At 43.6% G+C, this 20,553-nt stretch carries 22 protein-coding genes; 19 read left to right on the top strand and 3 right to left on the bottom strand.

Features of this window, described 5'->3' with window-relative positions:
- Positions 1-321: 321 nt before the first annotated feature.
- Together ABWP91_RS13175 and rne are read right to left on the bottom strand one after the other, a co-directional pair.
- Positions 322-621 (bottom strand): putative quinol monooxygenase, encoded by a 300-nt coding sequence (locus tag ABWP91_RS13175; protein ID WP_353243618.1) that lies wholly within the window; start codon positions 619-621, stop codon positions 322-324.
- Positions 622-817: 196 nt separating this feature from the next.
- On the bottom strand, positions 818-4,054 hold the full coding sequence (gene rne / locus ABWP91_RS13170) for a ribonuclease E (protein ID WP_353243617.1): 3,237 nt from the start codon (positions 4,052-4,054) through the stop codon (positions 818-820).
- 541 nt (positions 4,055-4,595) lie between these two features.
- On the opposite strand from rne, the gene rluC reads away from it, so the two are divergent.
- Entirely contained in the window at positions 4,596-5,555 is a 960-nt protein-coding gene (rluC, locus tag ABWP91_RS13165) for a 23S rRNA pseudouridine(955/2504/2580) synthase RluC (protein ID WP_353243624.1), read from the top strand.
- A 45-nt stretch (positions 5,556-5,600) separates the two neighbouring features.
- Here rluC and ABWP91_RS13160 read toward each other — a convergent pair whose 3' ends face one another.
- The gene (locus tag ABWP91_RS13160) at positions 5,601-6,185 is read right to left on the bottom strand and encodes a Maf family protein (protein WP_353243616.1); all 585 of its coding nucleotides are present in this window, start codon (positions 6,183-6,185) and stop codon (positions 5,601-5,603) included.
- A gap of 143 nt (positions 6,186-6,328) precedes the next feature.
- On the opposite strand from ABWP91_RS13160, the gene yceD reads away from it, so the two are divergent.
- The 18 genes from yceD to nagZ all read left to right on the top strand — a co-directional run bounded on the left by yceD (position 6,329) and on the right by nagZ (position 20,281).
- Positions 6,329-6,853, top strand: a complete 525-nt coding sequence (gene yceD / locus ABWP91_RS13155; RefSeq protein WP_353243615.1) for a 23S rRNA accumulation protein YceD — start codon at positions 6,329-6,331, stop codon at positions 6,851-6,853.
- 12 nt (positions 6,854-6,865) lie between these two features.
- Positions 6,866-7,036, top strand: coding sequence for a 50S ribosomal protein L32 (gene rpmF / locus ABWP91_RS13150; protein ID WP_047755811.1), 171 nt, complete (start codon positions 6,866-6,868; stop codon positions 7,034-7,036).
- A gap of 11 nt (positions 7,037-7,047) precedes the next feature.
- Positions 7,048-8,088, top strand: coding sequence for a phosphate acyltransferase PlsX (plsX, locus tag ABWP91_RS13145; protein WP_353243614.1), 1,041 nt, complete (start codon positions 7,048-7,050; stop codon positions 8,086-8,088).
- A gap of 9 nt (positions 8,089-8,097) precedes the next feature.
- Positions 8,098-9,048 (top strand): beta-ketoacyl-ACP synthase III, encoded by a 951-nt coding sequence (locus ABWP91_RS13140; RefSeq protein ID WP_353243623.1) that lies wholly within the window; start codon positions 8,098-8,100, stop codon positions 9,046-9,048.
- 18 nt (positions 9,049-9,066) lie between these two features.
- Positions 9,067-9,999, top strand: a complete 933-nt coding sequence (gene fabD, locus ABWP91_RS13135) for an ACP S-malonyltransferase (protein WP_353243613.1) — start codon at positions 9,067-9,069, stop codon at positions 9,997-9,999.
- A 7-nt stretch (positions 10,000-10,006) separates the two neighbouring features.
- Positions 10,007-10,741 carry a 3-oxoacyl-ACP reductase FabG gene (gene fabG, locus ABWP91_RS13130; RefSeq protein WP_219247367.1) on the top strand — a complete coding sequence of 245 codons (735 nt, stop codon included), beginning with the start codon at positions 10,007-10,009 and terminating at the stop codon, positions 10,739-10,741.
- A 155-nt stretch (positions 10,742-10,896) separates the two neighbouring features.
- Complete coding sequence (acpP, locus tag ABWP91_RS13125) at positions 10,897-11,133, top strand: acyl carrier protein (RefSeq protein ID WP_004253236.1); 237 nt, start codon at positions 10,897-10,899, stop codon at positions 11,131-11,133.
- 78 nt (positions 11,134-11,211) lie between these two features.
- Positions 11,212-12,462 (top strand): beta-ketoacyl-ACP synthase II, encoded by a 1,251-nt coding sequence (gene fabF / locus ABWP91_RS13120; RefSeq protein ID WP_353243612.1) that lies wholly within the window; start codon positions 11,212-11,214, stop codon positions 12,460-12,462.
- A gap of 149 nt (positions 12,463-12,611) precedes the next feature.
- Positions 12,612-13,442 carry an aminodeoxychorismate lyase gene (gene pabC, locus ABWP91_RS13115; protein WP_353243611.1) on the top strand — a complete coding sequence of 277 codons (831 nt, stop codon included), beginning with the start codon at positions 12,612-12,614 and terminating at the stop codon, positions 13,440-13,442.
- A gap of 42 nt (positions 13,443-13,484) precedes the next feature.
- The gene (mltG, locus tag ABWP91_RS13110) at positions 13,485-14,507 is read left to right on the top strand and encodes an endolytic transglycosylase MltG (protein WP_353243610.1); all 1,023 of its coding nucleotides are present in this window, start codon (positions 13,485-13,487) and stop codon (positions 14,505-14,507) included.
- 6 nt (positions 14,508-14,513) lie between these two features.
- Positions 14,514-15,140 carry a dTMP kinase gene (gene tmk / locus ABWP91_RS13105; RefSeq protein WP_353243609.1) on the top strand — a complete coding sequence of 209 codons (627 nt, stop codon included), beginning with the start codon at positions 14,514-14,516 and terminating at the stop codon, positions 15,138-15,140.
- A 12-nt stretch (positions 15,141-15,152) separates the two neighbouring features.
- Positions 15,153-16,145 carry a DNA polymerase III subunit delta' gene (gene holB, locus ABWP91_RS13100; protein WP_353243608.1) on the top strand — a complete coding sequence of 331 codons (993 nt, stop codon included), beginning with the start codon at positions 15,153-15,155 and terminating at the stop codon, positions 16,143-16,145.
- Between the two features lie 12 nt (positions 16,146-16,157).
- Entirely contained in the window at positions 16,158-16,949 is a 792-nt protein-coding gene (locus tag ABWP91_RS13095) for a metal-dependent hydrolase (protein ID WP_353243607.1), read from the top strand.
- A 47-nt stretch (positions 16,950-16,996) separates the two neighbouring features.
- Entirely contained in the window at positions 16,997-17,347 is a 351-nt protein-coding gene (gene hinT / locus ABWP91_RS13090; protein ID WP_353243606.1) for a purine nucleoside phosphoramidase, read from the top strand.
- Positions 17,347-17,760, top strand: coding sequence for a YcfL family putative periplasmic lipoprotein (locus ABWP91_RS13085; RefSeq protein ID WP_353243605.1), 414 nt, complete (start codon positions 17,347-17,349; stop codon positions 17,758-17,760). Before hinT ends, ABWP91_RS13085 begins: the two co-directional genes overlap by 1 nt.
- A gap of 2 nt (positions 17,761-17,762) precedes the next feature.
- The gene (gene lpoB, locus ABWP91_RS13080; RefSeq protein ID WP_353243604.1) at positions 17,763-18,341 is read left to right on the top strand and encodes a penicillin-binding protein activator LpoB; all 579 of its coding nucleotides are present in this window, start codon (positions 17,763-17,765) and stop codon (positions 18,339-18,341) included.
- A 1-nt stretch (position 18,342) separates the two neighbouring features.
- Positions 18,343-19,206 carry a phosphotransferase gene (locus ABWP91_RS13075; RefSeq protein ID WP_353243622.1) on the top strand — a complete coding sequence of 288 codons (864 nt, stop codon included), beginning with the start codon at positions 18,343-18,345 and terminating at the stop codon, positions 19,204-19,206.
- 52 nt (positions 19,207-19,258) lie between these two features.
- Entirely contained in the window at positions 19,259-20,281 is a 1,023-nt protein-coding gene (gene nagZ, locus ABWP91_RS13070; protein WP_353243603.1) for a beta-N-acetylhexosaminidase, read from the top strand.
- Positions 20,282-20,553: the final 272 nt, after the last annotated feature.

The raw sequence follows: 20,553 nt of genomic DNA, 5'->3' as shown, positions 1-20,553 counted from the left end.
TACATGTCATATTTTGGGCTGTGGCGTTGTTGGCTTCGCTCAGTCACACAGGTCACATACTTGTGTATGCTCCCTGTGCTGTCTTCGCTTTGCCGCCTAGCCGCAACGCGAACTATTTAGAGGATTAATATACATGTCATATTTTGGGCTGTGGCGTTGTTGGCTTCGCTCAGTCACACAGGTCATATACTTGAGTAGGCTCCCACGCTAATTATTGGTATCAAATAGCTAATGAGATCCAGCCTTTTGTTGGCGAAGATATTTTTAGCACATACTTTTAAGCTCAAGGCTCAAGGCTCAAGGCTCAAGGGGCATTAGTTGCTATTCGTCAGGGACAAATGCGCTATTCATCAACTTAATAATAGGGTCGGATTTTTTATAACTATTTATAAGTGGAACGAGTCGTTTAAAATGTTCGCTAGCACAGTGGATATCAAGCGCGTGTTGGTCAGGCCATTCCTCAATAAAAACAAAATGCCCAGGATTTTTTTGGTCAACATATAAATCATAACTAATGCAAAGGGGCTCTTGTTTTGTCGCTTCAACCAATTCACGGTATAACGGCATCACCGTTTCAATCGCTTCTGTTTTGATAAAGTCTTTTGCAATCACTTTCAGCATAATAGATTCCTTCCTGCGGGATGGTTACTGTATAAAAACACAGTCATATAACCATAAGGATAGCACTAACACAAGCGTTGATTATCGACGATCAATGAAACTTTTTAATTGGTAAATTAATAATTTGAATGCAGATAAACAACAAAAAAGCCTTGGTGGTTTCCCAACAAGGCTTTTTAGTCAGTACTGATTTAGCTTAGAAACTAGCCGGTTTTGCCATTTCTGAAGTTGCAACATTCGATGCCACATGGCCACCTGCGCCACCTTTACCTTCAAAGGTAGAGGTTTCACGTTGGTACTCAGTAATTTCAAATGAGCCAGCCGCACCAGCAGGTGCAGGTGCTTTAGTCATTGGTGAGTATGCATGGCGTTTATGCAAGCTAGTTGCAGCAGTATTAGAGGTTACTGGTGCCTCGTCCTGAGTTGGATCAATTACCACTGGGGCAATTGGCTGTTCAACGGCTGGCTCGACAACAGTTTCAACAATCTCTTCAACCTCTTCAACGACAACAGCAGGTTGACTGTTTTCTTCAACGATAACTTCAACAAACGTTTCAACTTCGGTATTAGCAGCAACAATGGCTTCTTCAACATCAGTTTTTACATCGTCGATAGTCGTTTCGGTTGCTTGCTCTTCAATAACAGCATTAATTTCAGCGGTTGGTGTAACAACTTCAGCAGGTTGAATTTCTTCAACAACAGCCACTTCTTTAACGGCTTGTGTTGCTGCAATGACTGGTGCTTCAGATAGGTTTTCCGTCTTAGCTGTTTCTACCGTATTTGCATTGACTGGCTCAATCCCATTTTGCTGTTCAAGCATTTCTTCATTCGTAATAATTGCCATGCTCTCTTGTTGAGGCTGAACAATTGGGTAATGAATGAAGACTTTACCGGAAGCTAGCTCTGGTGATGCTACCGCTGCCGCTAATGGCATTGGTGAAGCATTGAGATGACGTTCATCACGGTAACGACGGCGACGTTGACCACTCACGCGTAAGTGACGAGGTGAACGGCGCGAACGGCGAGGAATGATGGTGTCTTGTTTTTCTTCGCTATCTGCTTGATGAGTTAAATCTTGCAGATCGTCAGCTTGCACTTGGCCTTCAACTTGATTAACCACAGCAACAGGTGCAGGTAATGCAGCAATCGGTGCGGATACAACAGATTCGGCAACATCGGTTTTAACCACTTGCTCGTTATCAGTTACACGAATTTTTTGTGTTAACTGACGACGTTGGCGGCGAGGCGCGGCTGGACGCTGCTCCTCTTCATCCCTTGTATTTGGTGTTTCAACGTTATCTTGTTGTACATCTTGCTGAGTTTTTGCAGTTTGTTGCTGACGTTTTTCATCTTGTCGACGACGGCGATCAGTACGTTGTTCACGACGCTGCGGGTTGTCACGAGTGCCGTTTTCAGCAGTTTGCTCATCTTGAGGTGCCACATTTTTATTATTGCGGCCCTTGTTACGATTATTCGTTTCTTCCGATGAAGCGTTGCGATCATTGCGATCATTGCGGTTATTGCGATTGTCACGGTTGTCGCGATTATCACGATTTTCGTTATCATCACGGTCACGGCGATTATTATTGCGACGATCATTATTACGACGACGATCGTTATTGCGGCGACGGTCATTATTATTGCGTGGTTTAGGTGCTGGTGCTTCAACCACTTTCTCTTCTTCACCACCGAAGAGACCTTTAAAGAATGCAGCAATTTTACTGAATAAGCCAGGTTGTGCAGGTTCATTTGAATTTGATGCCGCTTTTACTGGCGGTTTAGCGGGTGCTACTTCTTTCGGTTTAGCCGAAGCAAGCTCAACAGGTTCTTGCAGCGCAAAAGCAGAAATCGCAGGTTGTTCTGGAGCCTTACGCTCAGCCGTTGTTTCATCAGTATGAGTTAAGGTTTCAGTTTCGTGATATTGAGCCAAGTTATAGCTCAGAGTATTCACTTCTTCACCTTTACGGATACGGATCACGTGGAAGTGAGGCGTTTGCATCTGGTCGTTTGGTACAATAACAACACGAACGTGAGTTTGGCGTTGTTCGATTTCACTAACCGCTTTACGTTTTTCGTTCAGCAAGTAAGACGCAATTTGTACCGGAACGATAGCGTGCACTTCATGGGTATTTTCTTTCAGCGCTTCTTCTTCGATTAAACGAAGAACTGATAATGATAGTGATTCGTTATCACGAATTGTCCCTGTGCCCATACAACGCGGGCAAACATGGTGGCTTGATTCACCTAATGATGGGCTCAAGCGCTGGCGGGACATTTCTAATAAACCGAAACGAGAGATACGGGCAATTTGAATACGAGCACGGTCTTGGCGAACAGCTTCGCGTAAACGGTTTTCCACTTCACGTTGATGCCTAACAGGCGTCATATCGATAAAGTCGATAACAATCAAACCACCGAGGTCGCGCAGACGTAATTGACGTGCAATTTCATCCGCAGCTTCAAGGTTAGTATTAAATGCAGTTTCTTCGATGTCACCACCGCGAGTAGAACGTGATGAGTTGATATCAATTGCAGTCAATGCTTCTGTGGTATCAATGACTAACGCACCACCCGAAGGTAAACGCACTTCACGTTGGAACGCAGATTCAATTTGAGATTCGATTTGGTAATGGCTGAATAATGGTACGTCGCCACTGTAGTGCTTGATTTTGCTTGCAAAATCACCACGACCAATCGATTCAATATGGTTGCGAGCCATTTCGACGACTTTCGGATTATCAATCAGAATTTCGCCAATATCAGGGCGCAGGTAATCACGGAACGCACGCACGATTACATTACTTTCCTGATGGATTAGGAAAGGTGCAGGGCGGTTTTCAGCGGCTTTTTGAATCGCTTCCCAGTGACGTAAACGGTACAGTAAATCCTGTTGCAGGGATTCTGCAGATTTACCAACACCCGCGGTACGGACAATCAGGCCCATGCCATCTGGAATTTCTAAAGAAGACAGGGCTTCTTTGAGTTCCGTACGGTCTTCACCTTCGATACGACGAGAAATACCACCTGCGCGTGGGTTATTTGGCATTAACACTAAATAGCTGCCTGCCAGACTAATAAAAGTGGTTAACGCTGCACCTTTATTCCCACGTTCTTCTTTATCAACTTGAACGATAACCTCTTGGCCTTCTTTTAACACATCTTTGATGTTAGGACGGCCTTGAGAGTGATAGTTGCTTGGGAAGTATTCGCGAGCGATTTCTTTGATAGGAAGGAAACCGTGTCTTTCTGCGCCATAATCAACAAAAGCAGCTTCAAGACTAGGTTCGATACGGGTGATTTTACCTTTGTAAATATTCGCCTTTTTTTGCTCATGACCCGGGCTTTCGATATCCAAATCATAGAGACGTTGCCCGTCAACAAGGGCAACACGCAACTCTTCCTGTTGAGTTGCGTTTATTAGCATTCTTTTCATGTTGTTACTTACTCATTATTTTCTTTTAAATAAAGAGCAGCGAAAGAAAGAGCTACTGTAAACCGATGGCCTCGTGATTTTTACAAAACCGTCTGCCTCGCGGCAGTCGTTCGTATAGAGACGCGCAGTATTCGGTGAACCTGATTTTTAGATTAAAAATTCAGCGTTCTTAATTAAGGTGCCGTTAATTATCATTAAAACGGAAGTCCCTAACCCAATAAGCTAAAATTCGTTGCTCGCTAATTTATTTGATATTGCTAAATGTCTTACGCCATTGCTGCATTGTTACGCTATCAAATAAGAAATCCTATAAACGCCAATTTTCGTTTTTTAAACATCTCGGCAACTACACATTATTCCATTGCCATGTGCATTATAGCAAGTCGATAAGGAAGTTATATGGAAATTTTATTTAGAAATAGGATAAATCATGCAGAAAATAACCAAAATAAAAAAAAACATAAAAAAATTCGTGGAGTCGGTATGATAGAGAGAGTCAATGAGCGCATATTTTAATCAATTAGAGTTAACGCATTCCCGAATGAATACACAAAATCAAGTTCAATTTATAGACATCAGCGATGACGAGGCTGGGCAACGCATCGATAACTTTTTGCTCGCTAAACTTAAAGGCGTACCAAAAAGTATGATTTATCGCATTATCCGTAAAGGGGAAGTGCGTGTGAATAAGGGGCGGATTAAGCCTGAGTACAAGCTCGTTGAAGGGGATCAGGTTCGCGTTCCGCCGGTGAGAGTCGCAGAACGCGAGGCACCCGCAGTTTCCGCTAAATTAGATAAAGTGGCCGCATTAGCGAATTGCATTTTATTTGAAGATGACGCCATACTTGTATTGAATAAACCCTCAGGCACAGCGGTACACGGTGGGAGTGGGTTAAGCTTTGGTGTTATCGAAGGGCTGCGCGCCTTACGGCCTGAAGCGCGCTTTCTTGAGCTCGTTCATCGTCTTGATAGGGATACCTCAGGTATTTTGTTGGTCGCGAAAAAACGTTCTGCATTAAGAGCTTTACATGAACAATTACGTTTGAAAACGATGCAAAAAGATTATTTGGCCTTAGTACGTGGTAATTGGCAATCCCACGTAAAAGTGGTTCAAGCTCCGTTATTGAAAAATATTTTGCAAAGTGGTGAGCGAGTCGTCAAAGTGAGCAGTGAAGGTAAACCATCGGAAACGCGCTTTAAAGTCGAAGAGCGTTTTGAGAATGCAACGTTAGTAAAAGCGAGTCCTGTGACGGGGCGAACGCACCAAATCCGTGTGCACACCTTATATGCGGGCCATCCAATTGCATTTGATAACCGCTATGGTGACGAACAATTTGATAGTCAACTAGCGGGTACAGGGCTTAATCGATTGTTCCTGCACGCAAGCGCATTAAAATTCACACACCCAAAAACTGGGGAAGAAATGCGCCTGCAAGCGCCTATGGGTGCAGAGCTCAACCATTGTTTAAAAGTCTTACGTAATCGTAAAACTTCATCTTAAGTTCCATTGATTGGCGGGTAGGGGCGATTACCCGCCAATGATTGACTAATCCAGAAGTGGGTTCACATCATGTTGGCGCAGCATATCGAGCAGCAAGATAATCGGTAATCCAATTAAGGTGTTAGGGTCGCGCCCATCTAGCCTATCAAACAAGGTAATACCAAGACCTTCCGATTTAAAGCTGCCTGCACATTGGAATGGTTCTTCCTTATACAAGTAGTTGGTGATTTCCTGGTCAGTTAGCTGACGGAAATACACATCGAACAATTCACACTGCAAATTAAATTTCCCTGTTGCGGAATCTAATAGGCACAACCCAGTATAAAAAGTAACTTTATTGCCCGATGCTGCTTTCAACTGTTTGAATGCATTTTCAAAGGTATGCGGCTTGCCGACAATTTTGCCATCAATGACACACACTTGGTCAGAACCAATAATTAGATGTTGAGGATACTGTTCTGTGAGTGCCGCCGCTTTGGCATGTGATAACCGCATGACCAAAGCTTGAGCTGATTCATTTAAAACGGGCGACTCATCAATGTTCGGAGGCGAGGCTAAAAACGGCAACCCTAATTTTTTTAATAAGGATTGCCGATAGGGTGAAGTTGACGCCAAAATAATCGATTTCATGATTTTTCTCGAAACTCGTAGCCAAAAGGGTTAACTCATTTTAAACTATAAACCGCAAAACCTGCGATTTTTTGGTGAAAAGGCGAGTTTACCCCGCCTTTTTCTTTGACTATAGCTCATTACAAAGTTAATATGCGCGCCTTATGCAAAAGGTAAAATTACCCCTGACTATCGATGCGCAGCGTGCAGCTCAGAAAAACCTCGACTATGTCGGGAGTTATACACCTGAGCAAGTTGCACGTCTTGCAGAATCAGTAGTCAGTGTAGACAGTGATGTAGAAACCGAATTATCATTTAACATTGATAAACAGCGTCTCACGGTTATCGAAGGGAAATCCGATGTGGATCTCACCCTCCAATGCCAACGCTGCGGAAAAAATTTCAAGCATCATGCCTACGTATCGTATTGTTTTAGTCCTGTCGTCAATGACGAAAAGGCCGAAGCATTACCGGAGCTCTACGAACCAATTCAAATTGATGAATTTGGTGAAATAGATTTGCTGGGAATGATAGAAGATGAAATAATTCTTTCCTTACCAGTTGTTCCGGTTCATGATTCTGAACACTGTGAAGTGTCCGAAGCGGACATGGTGTATGGTGAACTGCCTCCTGAGGTAGAAAAGCCAAACCCATTTGCCGTATTAGCCAGTTTAAAGAAAAGTACTTAAGGAGTAAGGTCAATGGCCGTACAACAGAATAAACCAACTCGTTCAAAACGCGGTATGCGTCGTTCACATGATGCACTGACTGCTACCCTAGTTTCTGTAGATAAAACTTCAGGTGAAACTCACCTGCGTCACCATGTGACTGCAGACGGTTTTTACCGTGGCCGTAAGGTTATCAGCAAGTAATTGTTGGTACCTTGGCTAATCTAACCATCGCGTTAGATGCAATGGGCGGGGATGTTGGTCCCCGCGTCACAGTGCCTGCTGCATTGCAGGCTCTGGCATCTAATTCAGCACTCAAATTACTGCTTGTCGGTCAACCCGAAGCCATTCAACCTTTGCTTGCACATTTAAGTGCTGAGCAAATTTCGCGCGTCGAAATTATCCCTGCGGACGGAATTATTGCTAATGATGCTAAGCCATCAAATGCAATAAGACAAAGCAAAGGAACATCGATGCGAGTGGCATTAGAGTTAGTGAAGACAGGGCAGGCACAAGCGTGCGTGAGCGCAGGTAATACAGGCGCATTGATGGGCTTAGCAAAATTGATGTTAAAGTCGATAGACGGCATTGAGCGCCCAGCGCTAATGACTATCTTACCAAATCAGCAAAAGAGCCAAACGGTGGTGCTGGATTTAGGGGCAAACGTCAACTGCAGTAGTGACATGTTAGTGCAATTTGCCGTAATGGGTTCAGTGATGGCTGAAGAAGTGGTTAACATCACAAAACCAAAAGTTGCTTTGCTTAATATCGGTGAAGAAGAAAGCAAAGGACTGGATAATATCCGCGAAGCCGCCGCAGTGTTAAAAGAAACGGCGTCCATTAACTATATCGGTTACGTTGAAGGTAATGAATTACTGACAGGCAAAACGGATGTGTTAGTGTGTGACGGCTTCGCAGGTAACGTCTCATTAAAAACAATGGAAGGGGTGATCCGCGTTATTCTTTCCTTGTTAAAGTCGGCAGATGACGAAAAGAAAAAACGCAGTTGGTTAATGCAACTGGCGAAAAAGTGGCTTAAAAAACGTTTAATGAAGCGTTTTGGGGATATGAACCCCGACCAGTATAACGGTGCGACTCTGTTAGGATTAAAAGGTATTGTGATCAAGAGTCATGGTGCGGCTAACGAAAATGCATTTAAAGCTGCGATTGACCGTGCAGTGCAAGCTGTTGAAAAACAAGTACCAGAAAGAATAACAGCGCGATTAAATATTGTTTTACCCAGGAGCGATCAATAACCTATGGCTATGTACAGTAAAATCTTAGGAACAGGCAGCTACTTGCCAGCGCAAGTACGCACCAATGCTGATCTGGAAAAAATGGTTGATACTTCTGATGAATGGATTGTCACCCGCACTGGGATACATGAAAGAAGAATTGCTAACGAAGACGAAAATGTCTCCGTAATGAGTTTTCATGCGGCACAAAAAGCCCTTGAAATGGCACAAGTTGAAGCCAGCGAAATTGGTTTAATCATTGTTGCAACAACGTCTGCAACTCACGCTTTCCCAAGCGCTGCTTGCCAAGTGCAACAAATGCTAGGCATTCATGATTGTGCAGCATTTGATGTCGCCGCAGCTTGTGCCGGTTTTACCTATGCAATCAGCATTGCTGATCAGTTTGTTAAAACGGGTATGACGAAAAAAGCGTTAGTCATTGGCGCCGATGCATTATCAAAAACATTAGACCCGGAAGACCGCGGTACCATTATTTTATTTGGTGACGCCGCAGGTGCTGTTGTTGTGGGTGAGTCTAATGAGCCTGGTATTATTTCTACCCATTTACACGCTGATGGCCGTTATGGGGATTTACTCGCATTGCCTAACCGCAGCCGTTGTTCAGATGACCCTGCGTATTTAACCATGACAGGTAACGAAGTATTCAAAGTTGCAGTCCGTGAATTGGCGCACATTGTTGATGAAACTTTGGCCGCAAGCGGTATTGCAAAAGCAGAACTTGATTGGTTAGTGCCACATCAAGCAAATTTAAGAATTATTGCTGCGACGGCAAAAAAACTCGATATGACCATGGACAAAGTGGTTATCACCTTAGACCGTCATGGGAATACTTCTGCGGCATCTGTCCCAACTGCACTTGATGAAGCAGTACGTGATGGACGTATCCAACGTGGCCAACTTGTGCTGTTAGAAGCCTTTGGTGGCGGTTTCACGTGGGGCTCTGCCTTAGTTCGTTTTTAATTTACTGAGAAAACAGACATGACACAATTTGCGATGGTATTTCCCGGACAGGGTTCTCAGTCTTTAGGAATGTTAGCAGCATTAGCTGAAGAAAATCAGCTAGTTGAGCAAACATTTGCTGAAGCATCAGAAGCATTGGGTTACGATCTTTGGGCATTAGTCCAAAACGGACCAGAAGAAGAATTAAATAAAACATGGCAAACACAGCCTGCATTATTAGCAGCATCTGTGGCGATTTTCCGTGTTTGGCAAGCTAAAAACGGTGCTATGCCTTCAATTATGGCAGGGCACAGCCTCGGTGAGTATTCAGCACTAGTTTGCGCAGGGGTTATTGACTTCAAAGAAGCAATTAAGCTTGTCGAATTACGTGGCAAGTTAATGCAAGAAGCGGTTCCTGAAGGTACAGGCGCAATGTATGCCATTATTGGTTTAGATAATGAATCCATTGAAAAAGCTTGCCTAGAAGCGGCTCAAGGCCAAGTGGTTTCACCGGTAAACTTTAACTCCCCAGGCCAAGTGGTTATCGCAGGGGAAAAAGCGGCGGTTGAACGTGCGGGCGTTGCGTGTAAAGAAGCGGGGGCAAAACGTGCACTGCCATTATCCGTTAGTGTGCCTTCACATTGTGCATTAATGAAGCCTGCTGCTGAAAAATTAGCCGAAGCGTTAGAAAAAATTGAATTTTGTGAGCCAGTCTATCCAGTTATCAACAATGTTGATGTTAAAATTGAGCAATCGGCGCAAAATATTCGTGATGCTTTAGTCCGTCAACTGTATAATCCAGTACGCTGGACGGAAACAGTAGAATTGATGGCAGATCAAGGTGTTGAACACCTTGTCGAAATGGGGCCAGGCAAAGTGTTGACTGGTCTTACCAAGCGAATTGTCTCTAATTTAACTGCCGTAGCAGCCAATGATCCTGTATCATTAGGCACTGCTTTAGAAAATAGCTGAGGACGACATGAGCTTTGAAGGAAAAATTGCACTAGTAACAGGTGCGAGTCGCGGGATTGGTAAAGCTATTGCTTTAACATTAATTGCACGTGGCGCAACCGTTATTGGTACAGCAACTAGCGAAAAAGGCGCAGACGCTATCACTGCTTACCTTGATGGTAAGGGGAAAGGTTTAGCGTTAAACGTGACTGATGCAGCATCAATCGAAGAAACGTTAACCAAAATTCGCGAAGAATTTGGCGAAATTGATATTTTGGTTAATAATGCAGGTATCACTCGCGATAACTTATTGATGCGTATGAAAGAAGAAGAGTGGCAAGATATTATTGACACCAATCTTTCATCCGTTTACCGTTTGTCTAAAGCCGTTTTGCGTGCCATGATGAAAAAACGTTGTGGGCGTATTATTTCCATCGCATCTGTTGTGGGCGTGATGGGGAATGCGGGACAAGCAAACTATGCAGCAGCGAAAGCTGGGCTGATTGGTTTTAGTAAATCATTAGCTCGTGAAGTCGCTTCTCGTGGTATTACTGTTAATGTCGTTGCGCCTGGTTTTATCGAAACTGATATGACGAAAGCATTGACAGATGAACAGCGTGCAGGCATTTTATCTCAGGTTCCTGCGGATAGACTGGGTGATGCACAAGAAATTGCCAGTGCTGTAGCGTTTTTAGCTTCTGACGAAGCTGCTTACATCACAGGTGAAACATTGCATGTCAATGGTGGCATGTACATGATCTAAAGAAATGATGGAGCTATTTGCATTATTAGTGTTATCCAACGCTAAATAATGCAAAATAATGGTTCCAACAGCCGGGATTGGGTTGTATCTTTTCCTGTATTTCATAAACTACGAAAACCATCGCGAAAGCGAGTTTTGATAGGAATTTTAATAGTATGAGCACTATCGAAGAACGCGTTAAGAAAATCATCGTTGAACAACTGGGTGTTAAAGAGGAAGAAGTTGTAAATACAGCTTCATTTGTTGATGACTTGGGCGCTGATTCTCTTGACACAGTTGAGCTGGTTATGGCTCTGGAAGAAGAGTTCGATTGCGAAATCCCTGACGAAGAAGCTGAAAAGATCACAACAGTACAGGCTGCGATTGACTACGTCGAGAACGCATCTAAATAATTGTACGAAAAACATGTCTAGGCGATCACTCGATCGCCTATGTTCCTTTTGTAACTTTTCCCTCCTTGGAGGAAATACGTGTCTAAGCGTCGTGTAGTCGTAACCGGACTGGGCATGTTATCTCCTGTCGGCAACACAGTTGAGTCATCATGGAAAGCTGTTTGTGACGGACAGAGTGGTATCAGCCTCATTGATCATTTCGATACTACTAACCACGCAACGAAATTTGCTGGCTTAGTAAAAGATTTCAACTACGAAGATTTTGACATCTCTCGCAAAGATGCGAAGAAGATGGACCCATTTATTCAATATGGTATTGCCGCGGGCTTCCAAGCCTTTAAAGATGCTGAATTGGAAGTAACAGAAGCCAATGCTACTCGTATCGGTTTAGCGATTGGTTCTGGTATTGGCGGGTTAGGGTTAATTCAGGATAACTGTGAATCTATGATGGCCGGCGGCCCTCGTAAAGTTAGCCCATTCTTCGTACCATCGACAATTATTAACTTGGCAGCAGGCCATTTAAGCATTATGTATGGCTTACGCGGTCCAAGTATTGCGATTGCCACTGCTTGTACATCGGGTGTTCACAATATTGGACACGCAGCACGTATGATTGCCTATGGCGATGCAGACGTTATGTTGGCAGGCGGTACTGAAAAAGCCACGACACCATTAGGTGTGGCAGGCTTTGGTGCTGCACGTGCACTATCAACTCGTAATGATGACCCACAAGCGGCGAGCCGCCCTTGGGATAAAGACCGTGATGGTTTTGTTCTCGGTGATGGTGCAGGTATCATTGTTCTTGAAGAATATGAACATGCGAAAGCGCGTGGGGCCAAAATTTACGCTGAAGTGGCTGGCTTTGGTATGAGCAGTGATGCTTACCATATGACATCTCCGCCAGAAAATGGTGAAGGTGCTGCATTAGCGATGGAAAATGCGCTAAAAGATGCTGGCATTCAGGCGAGTGAAGTGGGTTACATCAACGCACACGGTACATCAACAAATGCAGGTGACTTAGCAGAAGCGCAAGCGGTTAAGTCTGTATTTGGTGAAGATTCAAAAGTGCTAGTTAGTTCAACAAAATCCATGACTGGTCACCTATTAGGTGCCGCAGGTGCAGTTGAATCTATCTTCACAATTTTGTCTCTGTGTGATCAAATTGTCCCACCAACGATTAACCTAGATAACCCTGATGAGGGTTGCACACTGGATTTCGTTGCAAATAAAGCACGTAAAGTTGAGAACATGGAGTACGCTCTATGTAACTCCTTCGGCTTTGGCGGCACAAACGGTTCATTGATTTTCCGTCGTTATCACGCAGAATAGTTAATTCGTTCCGTCATTAATTCAGCCTCAGTTGTGTCTGCAACTGGGGCTTTATTTTACCTGTCTCTTTGCACAGCTCTATGCTTTAGTTTATGATAGTTCCACCTGATTACTGTCTGATTTATCAGCTTTTATTATAAGTATTATCAATGTCATATTGGGTTAATGGTCAACTTTGCCAGCAAATTAGTGTCTCTGATCGCGCCGTTGCGTTCGGGGATGGTTGTTTTACGACTATTCACGGAGTGAATCAGCAAGCGCAGATGCTAAAAGAGCATATTGCGCGTTTAGCACGTGACTGCCAACGGTTAAAAATTACCGTATCCGATTGGGATGGGCTAGCGCGGCACTTAGCTGAAATTTGCGCGAAGCAAGCGGATGACGAATTTGTATTAAAAGTCATTATCAGTCGTGGTGTAGGCGGGCGAGGTTACAGTGCTACTGGTCTCACAAAACCGACTATTATTGTCAGTATTTCACCCTTTCCATCGCATTATACTCAACTACAATGCAAAGGTGCTAAGCTGATATTGAGTCAAATACCTATTTCTCGAAATCCATTATTGGCGGGGATGAAACACCTAAACCGTCTTGAACAAGTGTTGATCCGTCAAGAAATCGATGAGGCTCAAGCCGATGAAGCGATTGTGCTCGATACTGACGGTACTATTGTCGAATGTTGTAGTGCAAATGTGTTTTGGCGCATCGGGCAAACAGTTTATACCCCAGTGTTATCGCACAGTGGGGTGAATGGATTAATGAGACAAAAGATCATAGCGTTATTAGCAGGGAGCCAGTACCATTTTGAAGAAATTGAACGGTTCGCTTCCATATTAACTCACTGTGATGAAGTCATTATGTGCAATGCCTTGATGCCTGTTCTCCCCGTTCAAAGTATCCAAATAGGCTCACAAGAAAGCCCATTGCAGTATGATTCGCGGGAACTGTTCGAATACTTATTTTTACGCTGCAAAATCTAATTTGCATAATTAAAGTCTAATACGCATTGGTATGGTCAATAAATGAAATTAGCTAAAAAAATCATTTTGATTGCTGTTGTTCTGATTACCGTTGTGGCGATTGCACTTTATCTGCAATATCGCCAAGTATTGAATTACGCGAAAACACCGATTAACCTCACACAAGAAAAAATTTTCACTGTGCCTGCGGGGACAGGGCGTGTGGCATTTGAAACACTGCTAATCAATGAAAAATTGATTGAGCAGGGAAATGAATTCCAGTGGTTATTAAAGCTGCGTCCTGAGTTGGCACAGCTCAAAGCGGGTACATACCGTTTACAACCTGATATGGATGTCGAACAGTTATTAAAATTGATCGTCAGTGGTAAGGAAGCACAGTTTTCGATTCGTTTTATTGAAGGGAATCGTTTAGCCGATTGGAGCAATATTTTACGTGATGCGCCATATTTAGCGCACAAATCCACGGAAATGACACCGACCGAGCTTTACACCGAAATAGGTTTTAAAGGTGAGGGAACCTTGGAAGGTTGGCTCTACCCTGACACCTATCTCTATACAGCGGGAACGCCTGATATCGAAATTTTGAAACGTGCTCATAAACGTATGCAAACCAACCTTGACGATGAATGGAAAGGACGCGATAGGGATCTGCCGTATAAAAATGCCTATGAAATGTTGATTATGGCGTCAATCATTGAAAAAGAAACGGGTGTTGATAGCGAACGTTCGCAAGTCGCCTCGGTATTTGTTAACCGCTTAAAGCAAAAAATGCGCTTACAAACCGACCCAACGGTGATTTACGGCTTGGGTGATAAATATCGTGGTAAAATTTACCGCAGTGATTTAGATAATTACACAGAATATAACACCTACAAAATTGACGGATTGCCGCCAACACCGATAGCAATGCCAAGCCTTGCATCTGTTAAAGCCGCTGCACATCCAGCGAAAACAGATTATTTATATTTTGTCGCGGACGGTAAAGGGGGACATACCTTTAGTCGTAACTTGAATGACCACAACCGTGCCGTCAAAGTTTACCGCCAAATTGAACAGCAAAATTGATAAAACATGAAAAACCAATTTATTGTTATTGAAGGATTAGAAGGCGCAGGGAAAACCACCGCAATCAACACGGTGGTTGACACTCTAAACCACGCCGGTATCAATGATATCGTTTTTTCCCGCGAACCTGGTGGCACACCGTTGGCAGAAAAGCTGCGAGAGCTCATCAAACAAGGTATTGAAGGGGATAAAGTCACGGACAAAGCCGAGCTTTTAATGCTGTATGCAGCCCGCGTGCAATTAGTGGATACCGTGATTAAACCTGCACTTGCTGCTGGAAAGTGGGTTGTCGGTGATCGCCATGATATGTCATCGCAAGCTTATCAAGGTGGTGGGCGTCAGATTGACCGCCATTTAATGCAGTCATTGCGTGATTTAGTCTTAGGTGATTTTAAACCTGACCTGACGTTATACCTTGATTTATCACCTGAATTGGGCCTACAACGCGCTCGTTCACGGGGTGAGTTAGATAGAATTGAAAAAGAGTCACTCGCCTTTTTTGAAAGGACCCGAGAAAGATATTTGGAACTTGCCGCGGGTGATAATTCCATTGTGACGATTGATGCAAGCCAAAATATAGAGCAAGTTCAAAACGATATTCGTGCTGCGTTACTAGCATGGTTAGCGAAATAAGGTATTGATGGCATGAATTGGTATCCTTGGTTAAATGAGCCTTATCGGCAAATCATTGCGGCTTACCAAAGTGGCCGAGGTCACCATGCCTTGTTGCTTAGTTCTATTCCAGGCAATGGTGCTGATGCATTATGTTATGGGGTTAGCCGTTGGTTAATTTGCCAAAATCGTGATGGGATGAAAAGCTGTGGGGAGTGCCATAGTTGCCGTCTGATGTTAGCGGGAACACACCCTGATTACCATGTGGTTGAGGTAGAAAAAGGGAAATCGACGGTCAGTGTTGATACGGTCAGAAAATTGATTGAAACCTTAAGTAGCCATGCACAACAAGGCGGCAGTAAGGTAGTGTATATCCCTAGTACGGATGCACTTACTGATGCCGCGGCGAACGCATTGTTAAAAACTCTTGAGGAACCGGCTAAAGATACCTATTTTTTATTAGGCAGTGAAAAGCAAGAAAACTTGTTAGCTACGATCCGCAGCCGTTGCCTGAGTCACTTTTTACCAGCGCCAGACTCGCAAATTGCATTATATTGGCTGCAAAAACAAAAGCCTGATTTAGTTATGGCTAACGCCGTGACTGCCTTAAAGCTTTGCCAAGGTGCACCTGTCGCGGCCTTAGCGTTACTTGATGATAATTTATGGCAAAAGCGTACCGCATTATGCCATAACATGGCGTCATCATTACAAAGCCGCGATATGCTAAGTTTGTTGCCCTCACTAAACATAGATGATGCGGTGATGTCTCTGAATTGGCTGTTAAGCTTATTTGCCGATGCGATTAAGATACAGCAAGGTGCTGCGCAGTTTTGCATTAACCAAGACTATAGCGCGCAAGTGATGCAATTGGCATCCATGATGAACCGTACACAACTTCATGATGTGTATGAGCAATGGTTACATTGTCGTCATCAATTACTGACTGTTCCTGCGTTAAATCAGGAGTTACTGTTGGCTAATCAATTATTACAATGGGAAGCCTTACTGGCGAGCCCCTCATTTTAAAAAGAGTTAAATATGTTTGTTGTTGATTCACATTGCCATCTCGACTGCTTAGATTATGAAAAATTACATACGAATGTCGATGATGTGATAGCAAAAGCGTTTGCCCGTGATGTCGGTTTCATGTTAGCGGTAGCCACTACGCTGTCAGGTTTTGAAAAGATGAAAACGCTGATTGGCGAGCGCGACAATATTGCATTTTCTTGTGGTATGCACCCCCTCAACTTAGATGAAGGGCACGATTTCGAGCGTTTAGCGCAGTTAGCTGCGGGGAAGGAAGTCGTCGCATTAGGGGAAACTGGCTTAGATTATTATTACCAGCAGGAAAACGCTGCGTTACAGCAGGAGTCATTTCGCCAACATATCCGCATTGGTCGTGAGGTGAATAAACCTGTTATCGTGCATACCCGCTCAGCACGGGAAGATACGCTGGCAATCTTACGCGAAGAAAATGTGATGGATTGTGGCGGCGTATTGCATTGTTTTACTGAAGATAAAGAGACGGCTATCGAGCTGCTCGATTTAGGCATGTACATTTCATTTTCAGGCATTGTGACATTCCGTAATGCAGAGCAAATTCGCGAGGCGGCACGAATTGTTCCGCTGGATAGAATTCTTGTTGAAACAGATTCCCCTTACTTAGCGCCAGTTCCGCACCGTGGGAAAGAAAACCAGCCTGCTTATGTGCGTGATGTAGCTGAATACATGGCCGTACTCAAGGGCGTGAGTGTTGAGGAGATGGCTGAGATCACGACACAGAATTTCAATCGTTTGTTTCATTTAAATGTCGGCGTGAATAACGCATAATCAGCACACGATAATTAAATCATTCTTGAATTTTTAAGGAAGTTAACATGGCAGAAGAAACTATTTTCAGTAAGATCATCCGTCGTGAAATCCCTGCGGATGTGGTTTACCAAGATGAGCTTGTCACGGCTTTTCGTGATATTTCACCCCAAGCGCCATCCCACATTTTAATCATTCCTAATAAACTGATCCCAACCGTGAATGATGTGACTGCGGACGATGAACTGGCGCTTGGTCGTTTATTTACGGTTGCGGCAAAAATTGCAAAAGAAGAAGGTATTGCACAAAGCGGATACCGTTTAATTATGAATTGCAATGAGCACTCAGGCCAAGAAGTTTTCCACATTCATATGCACTTAGTGGGTGGTCGCCCACTAGGCCCATTATTGGCAAAATAATGAAAATATTGGGAACAGCAATGAACCGCGCGGTATTGCTAGCTACGCTCGTCGTACTTTTGAGTGGTTGCCTCTATAAAAAGCCACAAGGGTTGGTTTTTAATGAACAACAGCGTGTGATCATGGAACCGTCTGTATTGGCACAAGGTATTATTGTTGAAAACCCAATTGTGAGTATGGAAAATCATCAACACATTGCTACTATCAATATGAGCAATGTGCAATCAAACGCGGTAAATATTGCTTACCGCGTATATTGGTATGATAAGCAAGGGTTGAAAGTGGATACATCGGCCGCCGCGGAACAGTCACTATTACCCAATTCCACAGCGCAAATTCGTGCGATAACCTCTTCACCTCACGCAGATAATCTGCGTATTCATGTTTTTTTATCCCCTAAGACCGGAGAATAATAATGAAACGGATCTTAATGGTTGCTGCGGCAACGTTAATTTTAGCGGGTTGCCCGTCATACCCGCCACAACAACCGGTTGAGCCGCCGCCGATAGTGCCTGTTGAACCGCAACCGCCAGAGGTGATACCACCGCCGCCACCGGATAAGGTGCCAACTCCGCCTAAGCAGCAAACAACGGATTGGTCCGCTGCAATAGTGCCTTTAGTCGCACAAATGGCGTCGGCAGATGGTGTGGAATCAGGTAAAGTTTTGTTAGTCGATTCAGTTAAAAACAATACCAATGGTTCTCTTCCTGTGCAGTTGATTACATCAAATATGATGTCTGCGGTGGAAAACACGCACCGTTTTAGTGTCGTTCCGCAAGATGTGGTTAGCTCTGCACGCAAAACTCTGGGGTTATCCCAAGAAGATAGCCTTGTGACTCGCAGTAAAGCGATTGGCCTAGGTCGTTATGTACAGGCAAATTATGTCATTTACAGCGTGATGTCAGGGTCAAATAAAGAAAGGCGCCTTGAGATGCAATTAATGGAAGTGCAAACAGGCGAAATTATTTGGTCTGGAAAAAACAATATTGAGTAACATGCAGTCATTGCTTGCTTTACTCTCGGCACATTTCCCAGCAATTTCAAACAAGTGCTGGGAAATTTCCCCCTTAGTCGGGTTATCCGGCGGCAGCTTTTTAGTGCAAAGCCGTCAACCCAATTACCCACTAAAACTGGTGGCTCGAGCGGATACGTATCGGCAAAATGCGTTGTATGTCTCTCGGCGTAAAGAAGCCCGTATCTTACGGCAAATCCAGCATTTACCCTTTGCACAGGCGGTGGTTGCACATAACGCTGAGTGGTTAGTTTTAGCGTGGAGTGAAGGGCAACATCCCAGCGAGGATCTGTTTTACTCGCAAGAATTTCAGCAGAAACTTGCCAGCATCGTTGCTACTTTGCATTGTTCATCGTTATTGACTTACACATTACCATTGAGAGCCGAAATAGCCCATTATGGGGAACGCGTCGATCAACAACGGCTTTCTCCACGCTGGAAGCGGCTTCATCGAGACTTTTTACAAAAAAAGATGCCAAAGACGTTGAAATTGGCAGCTGCCCATATGGATATTCATCCTAAAAATATCATTATTCAAGAAGATGACAAATTGATGTTATTGGATTGGGAATATACCGCAAATACCGATATTGCGTTTTCTCTGGAAACCTATTTTCAATTCAATAACCTTACAGTGCGTCAGCGCCAGCAATTTTTGACGCAATATTGTGATATTCAAGGTGCTTACCATGATAGGTTTCAGTTAATGCATCACTGTAATTTATGGTCACCTTGGGTAAAATACATGACATTAATGTGGTATGAAGTGCAGTGGAATGAAAGTCGACAGACTGACTTTTTACTACACTCTCAACCATTACGACAATATTTCAGTTTGCTAGGCTAAATGCTTAGCACAATCTCTATACAGTTAATGAATGAAATAAGTGAGGCAGGTTATGGGCCCGATAATGTTAGATGTTCAGGGGTACGAACTGGACAATGAAGAACGTGAAATATTAGCTCATCCACTGGTGGGCGGCTTAATTTTATTTACCCGTAACTTTCATGATGCAGCACAACTGCGTGAACTGGTTCGTCAAATTCGCGATGCATCACGAAACCGACTCTTGATAGCAGTCGACCAAGAAGGTGGGCGTGTACAACGTTTTCGCGATGGTTTTACCGCACTGCCATCAGCACAAGCATTTGCCGCACTGAATAATGAACATGATGGTGCAAAACTGGCTGAGGAAGCAGGCTGGTTAATGGCCGCAGAAATGATAGCGATGGATATCGACATTAGTTTTGCGCCTGTGCTTGATCTAGGCCATCAAAGCATTGCGATTGGTGAGCGTTCATTCCATGAAAACCCTGAGATAGCGATGGTGATGGCTGAGCGTTTCATTAAAGGTATGCATAGTGCTGGAATGAAAACGACAGGAAAGCATTTTCCTGGTCATGGCGCAGTGAAAGCTGACTCCCATAAAGAAACGCCTCGTGATGGTCGTGCCCTTGATGTGATCCGTGGCAAAGACATGTCGATTTTCAAAGATTTTATTCAACGGGAATTATTGGATGCCATCATGCCCGCCCATGTTATTTATACACAGGCTGATGACAGGCCAGCAAGCGGTTCGCCTTTCTGGTTAAAATCGGTTTTACGTGAGCAACTTGGCTTTAATGGTGTTATTTTTTCTGATGATTTATCGATGGAAGGCGCTGCGATTATGGGCAGCTACCCTGAAAGAGCAAAGGCATCCCTGAATGCTGGTTGTGACATGATTTTGGTCTGTAATAATCGTGAAGGTGCAGTGAGCGTGTTAGATAATCTGCCAAAACAACATGATAGCCAAGCATCGAAGCTATATCACAGTGGCCGACAATACAGCCTCAAAGAGTTACAAAGTGTGGCACGTTGGCAGGAAAGCAATCAAAAATTAGTTGAATTACATAATAGATGGCAAGAATCTAAACAGTAATTGAGTCTGCGTACAGATTAAGCCAGTGAGAAGCGATATCTCACTGGCTTTTTTGGCATATTAAAAGCGTTTAAATGTAGAACATTTTAAATAAGGGCATTTGTTGGCGGTATTTTTAACAACGTTACCCGTAACGCTATTAAATAAATTTAATATGGTTTAATTTATTTTTAAAATAGAAAAAACAAAAATAAAAAAAACTTATTTTTTAATGAAAATTAATTATTCAGATAGGCAATGCAGATAAAAAGCTATCCCCAAAAGAAAATAGA

The sequence above is a fragment of the Providencia sp. genome, from assembly GCF_040396775.1.
In the GTDB taxonomy this organism is placed as follows: domain Bacteria; phylum Pseudomonadota; class Gammaproteobacteria; order Enterobacterales; family Enterobacteriaceae; genus Providencia.
The sequence above is the reverse complement of the archived record's forward strand: the minus strand, read 5'-3'. Positions and strand labels throughout refer to the sequence as shown.

Excerpts from the sequence above, each read along its gene's own strand:
- fabG (WP_219247367.1), top strand. The coding sequence starts at position 10,007 with ATGAGCTTTGAAGGAAAAATTGCACTAGTAACAGGTGCGAGTCGCGGG.
- ABWP91_RS13160 (WP_353243616.1), bottom strand. The coding sequence starts at position 6,185 with ATGAAATCGATTATTTTGGCGTCAACTTCACCCTATCGGCAATCCTTA.
- ABWP91_RS13095 (WP_353243607.1), top strand. The coding sequence starts at position 16,158 with ATGTTTGTTGTTGATTCACATTGCCATCTCGACTGCTTAGATTATGAA.
- hinT (WP_353243606.1), top strand. The coding sequence starts at position 16,997 with ATGGCAGAAGAAACTATTTTCAGTAAGATCATCCGTCGTGAAATCCCT.
- yceD (WP_353243615.1), top strand. The coding sequence starts at position 6,329 with ATGCAAAAGGTAAAATTACCCCTGACTATCGATGCGCAGCGTGCAGCT.
- acpP (WP_004253236.1), top strand. The coding sequence starts at position 10,897 with ATGAGCACTATCGAAGAACGCGTTAAGAAAATCATCGTTGAACAACTG.
- mltG (WP_353243610.1), top strand. The coding sequence starts at position 13,485 with ATGAAATTAGCTAAAAAAATCATTTTGATTGCTGTTGTTCTGATTACC.
- lpoB (WP_353243604.1), top strand. The coding sequence starts at position 17,763 with ATGAAACGGATCTTAATGGTTGCTGCGGCAACGTTAATTTTAGCGGGT.
- pabC (WP_353243611.1), top strand. The coding sequence starts at position 12,612 with ATGTCATATTGGGTTAATGGTCAACTTTGCCAGCAAATTAGTGTCTCT.
- holB (WP_353243608.1), top strand. The coding sequence starts at position 15,153 with ATGAATTGGTATCCTTGGTTAAATGAGCCTTATCGGCAAATCATTGCG.
- ABWP91_RS13140 (WP_353243623.1), top strand. The coding sequence starts at position 8,098 with ATGTACAGTAAAATCTTAGGAACAGGCAGCTACTTGCCAGCGCAAGTA.
- ABWP91_RS13175 (WP_353243618.1), bottom strand. The coding sequence starts at position 621 with ATGCTGAAAGTGATTGCAAAAGACTTTATCAAAACAGAAGCGATTGAA.
- ABWP91_RS13075 (WP_353243622.1), top strand. The coding sequence starts at position 18,343 with ATGCAGTCATTGCTTGCTTTACTCTCGGCACATTTCCCAGCAATTTCA.
- fabD (WP_353243613.1), top strand. The coding sequence starts at position 9,067 with ATGACACAATTTGCGATGGTATTTCCCGGACAGGGTTCTCAGTCTTTA.
- rluC (WP_353243624.1), top strand. The coding sequence starts at position 4,596 with ATGAATACACAAAATCAAGTTCAATTTATAGACATCAGCGATGACGAG.
- rpmF (WP_047755811.1), top strand. The coding sequence starts at position 6,866 with ATGGCCGTACAACAGAATAAACCAACTCGTTCAAAACGCGGTATGCGT.
- nagZ (WP_353243603.1), top strand. The coding sequence starts at position 19,259 with ATGGGCCCGATAATGTTAGATGTTCAGGGGTACGAACTGGACAATGAA.
- tmk (WP_353243609.1), top strand. The coding sequence starts at position 14,514 with ATGAAAAACCAATTTATTGTTATTGAAGGATTAGAAGGCGCAGGGAAA.
- ABWP91_RS13085 (WP_353243605.1), top strand. The coding sequence starts at position 17,347 with ATGAAAATATTGGGAACAGCAATGAACCGCGCGGTATTGCTAGCTACG.
- rne (WP_353243617.1), bottom strand. The coding sequence starts at position 4,054 with ATGAAAAGAATGCTAATAAACGCAACTCAACAGGAAGAGTTGCGTGTT.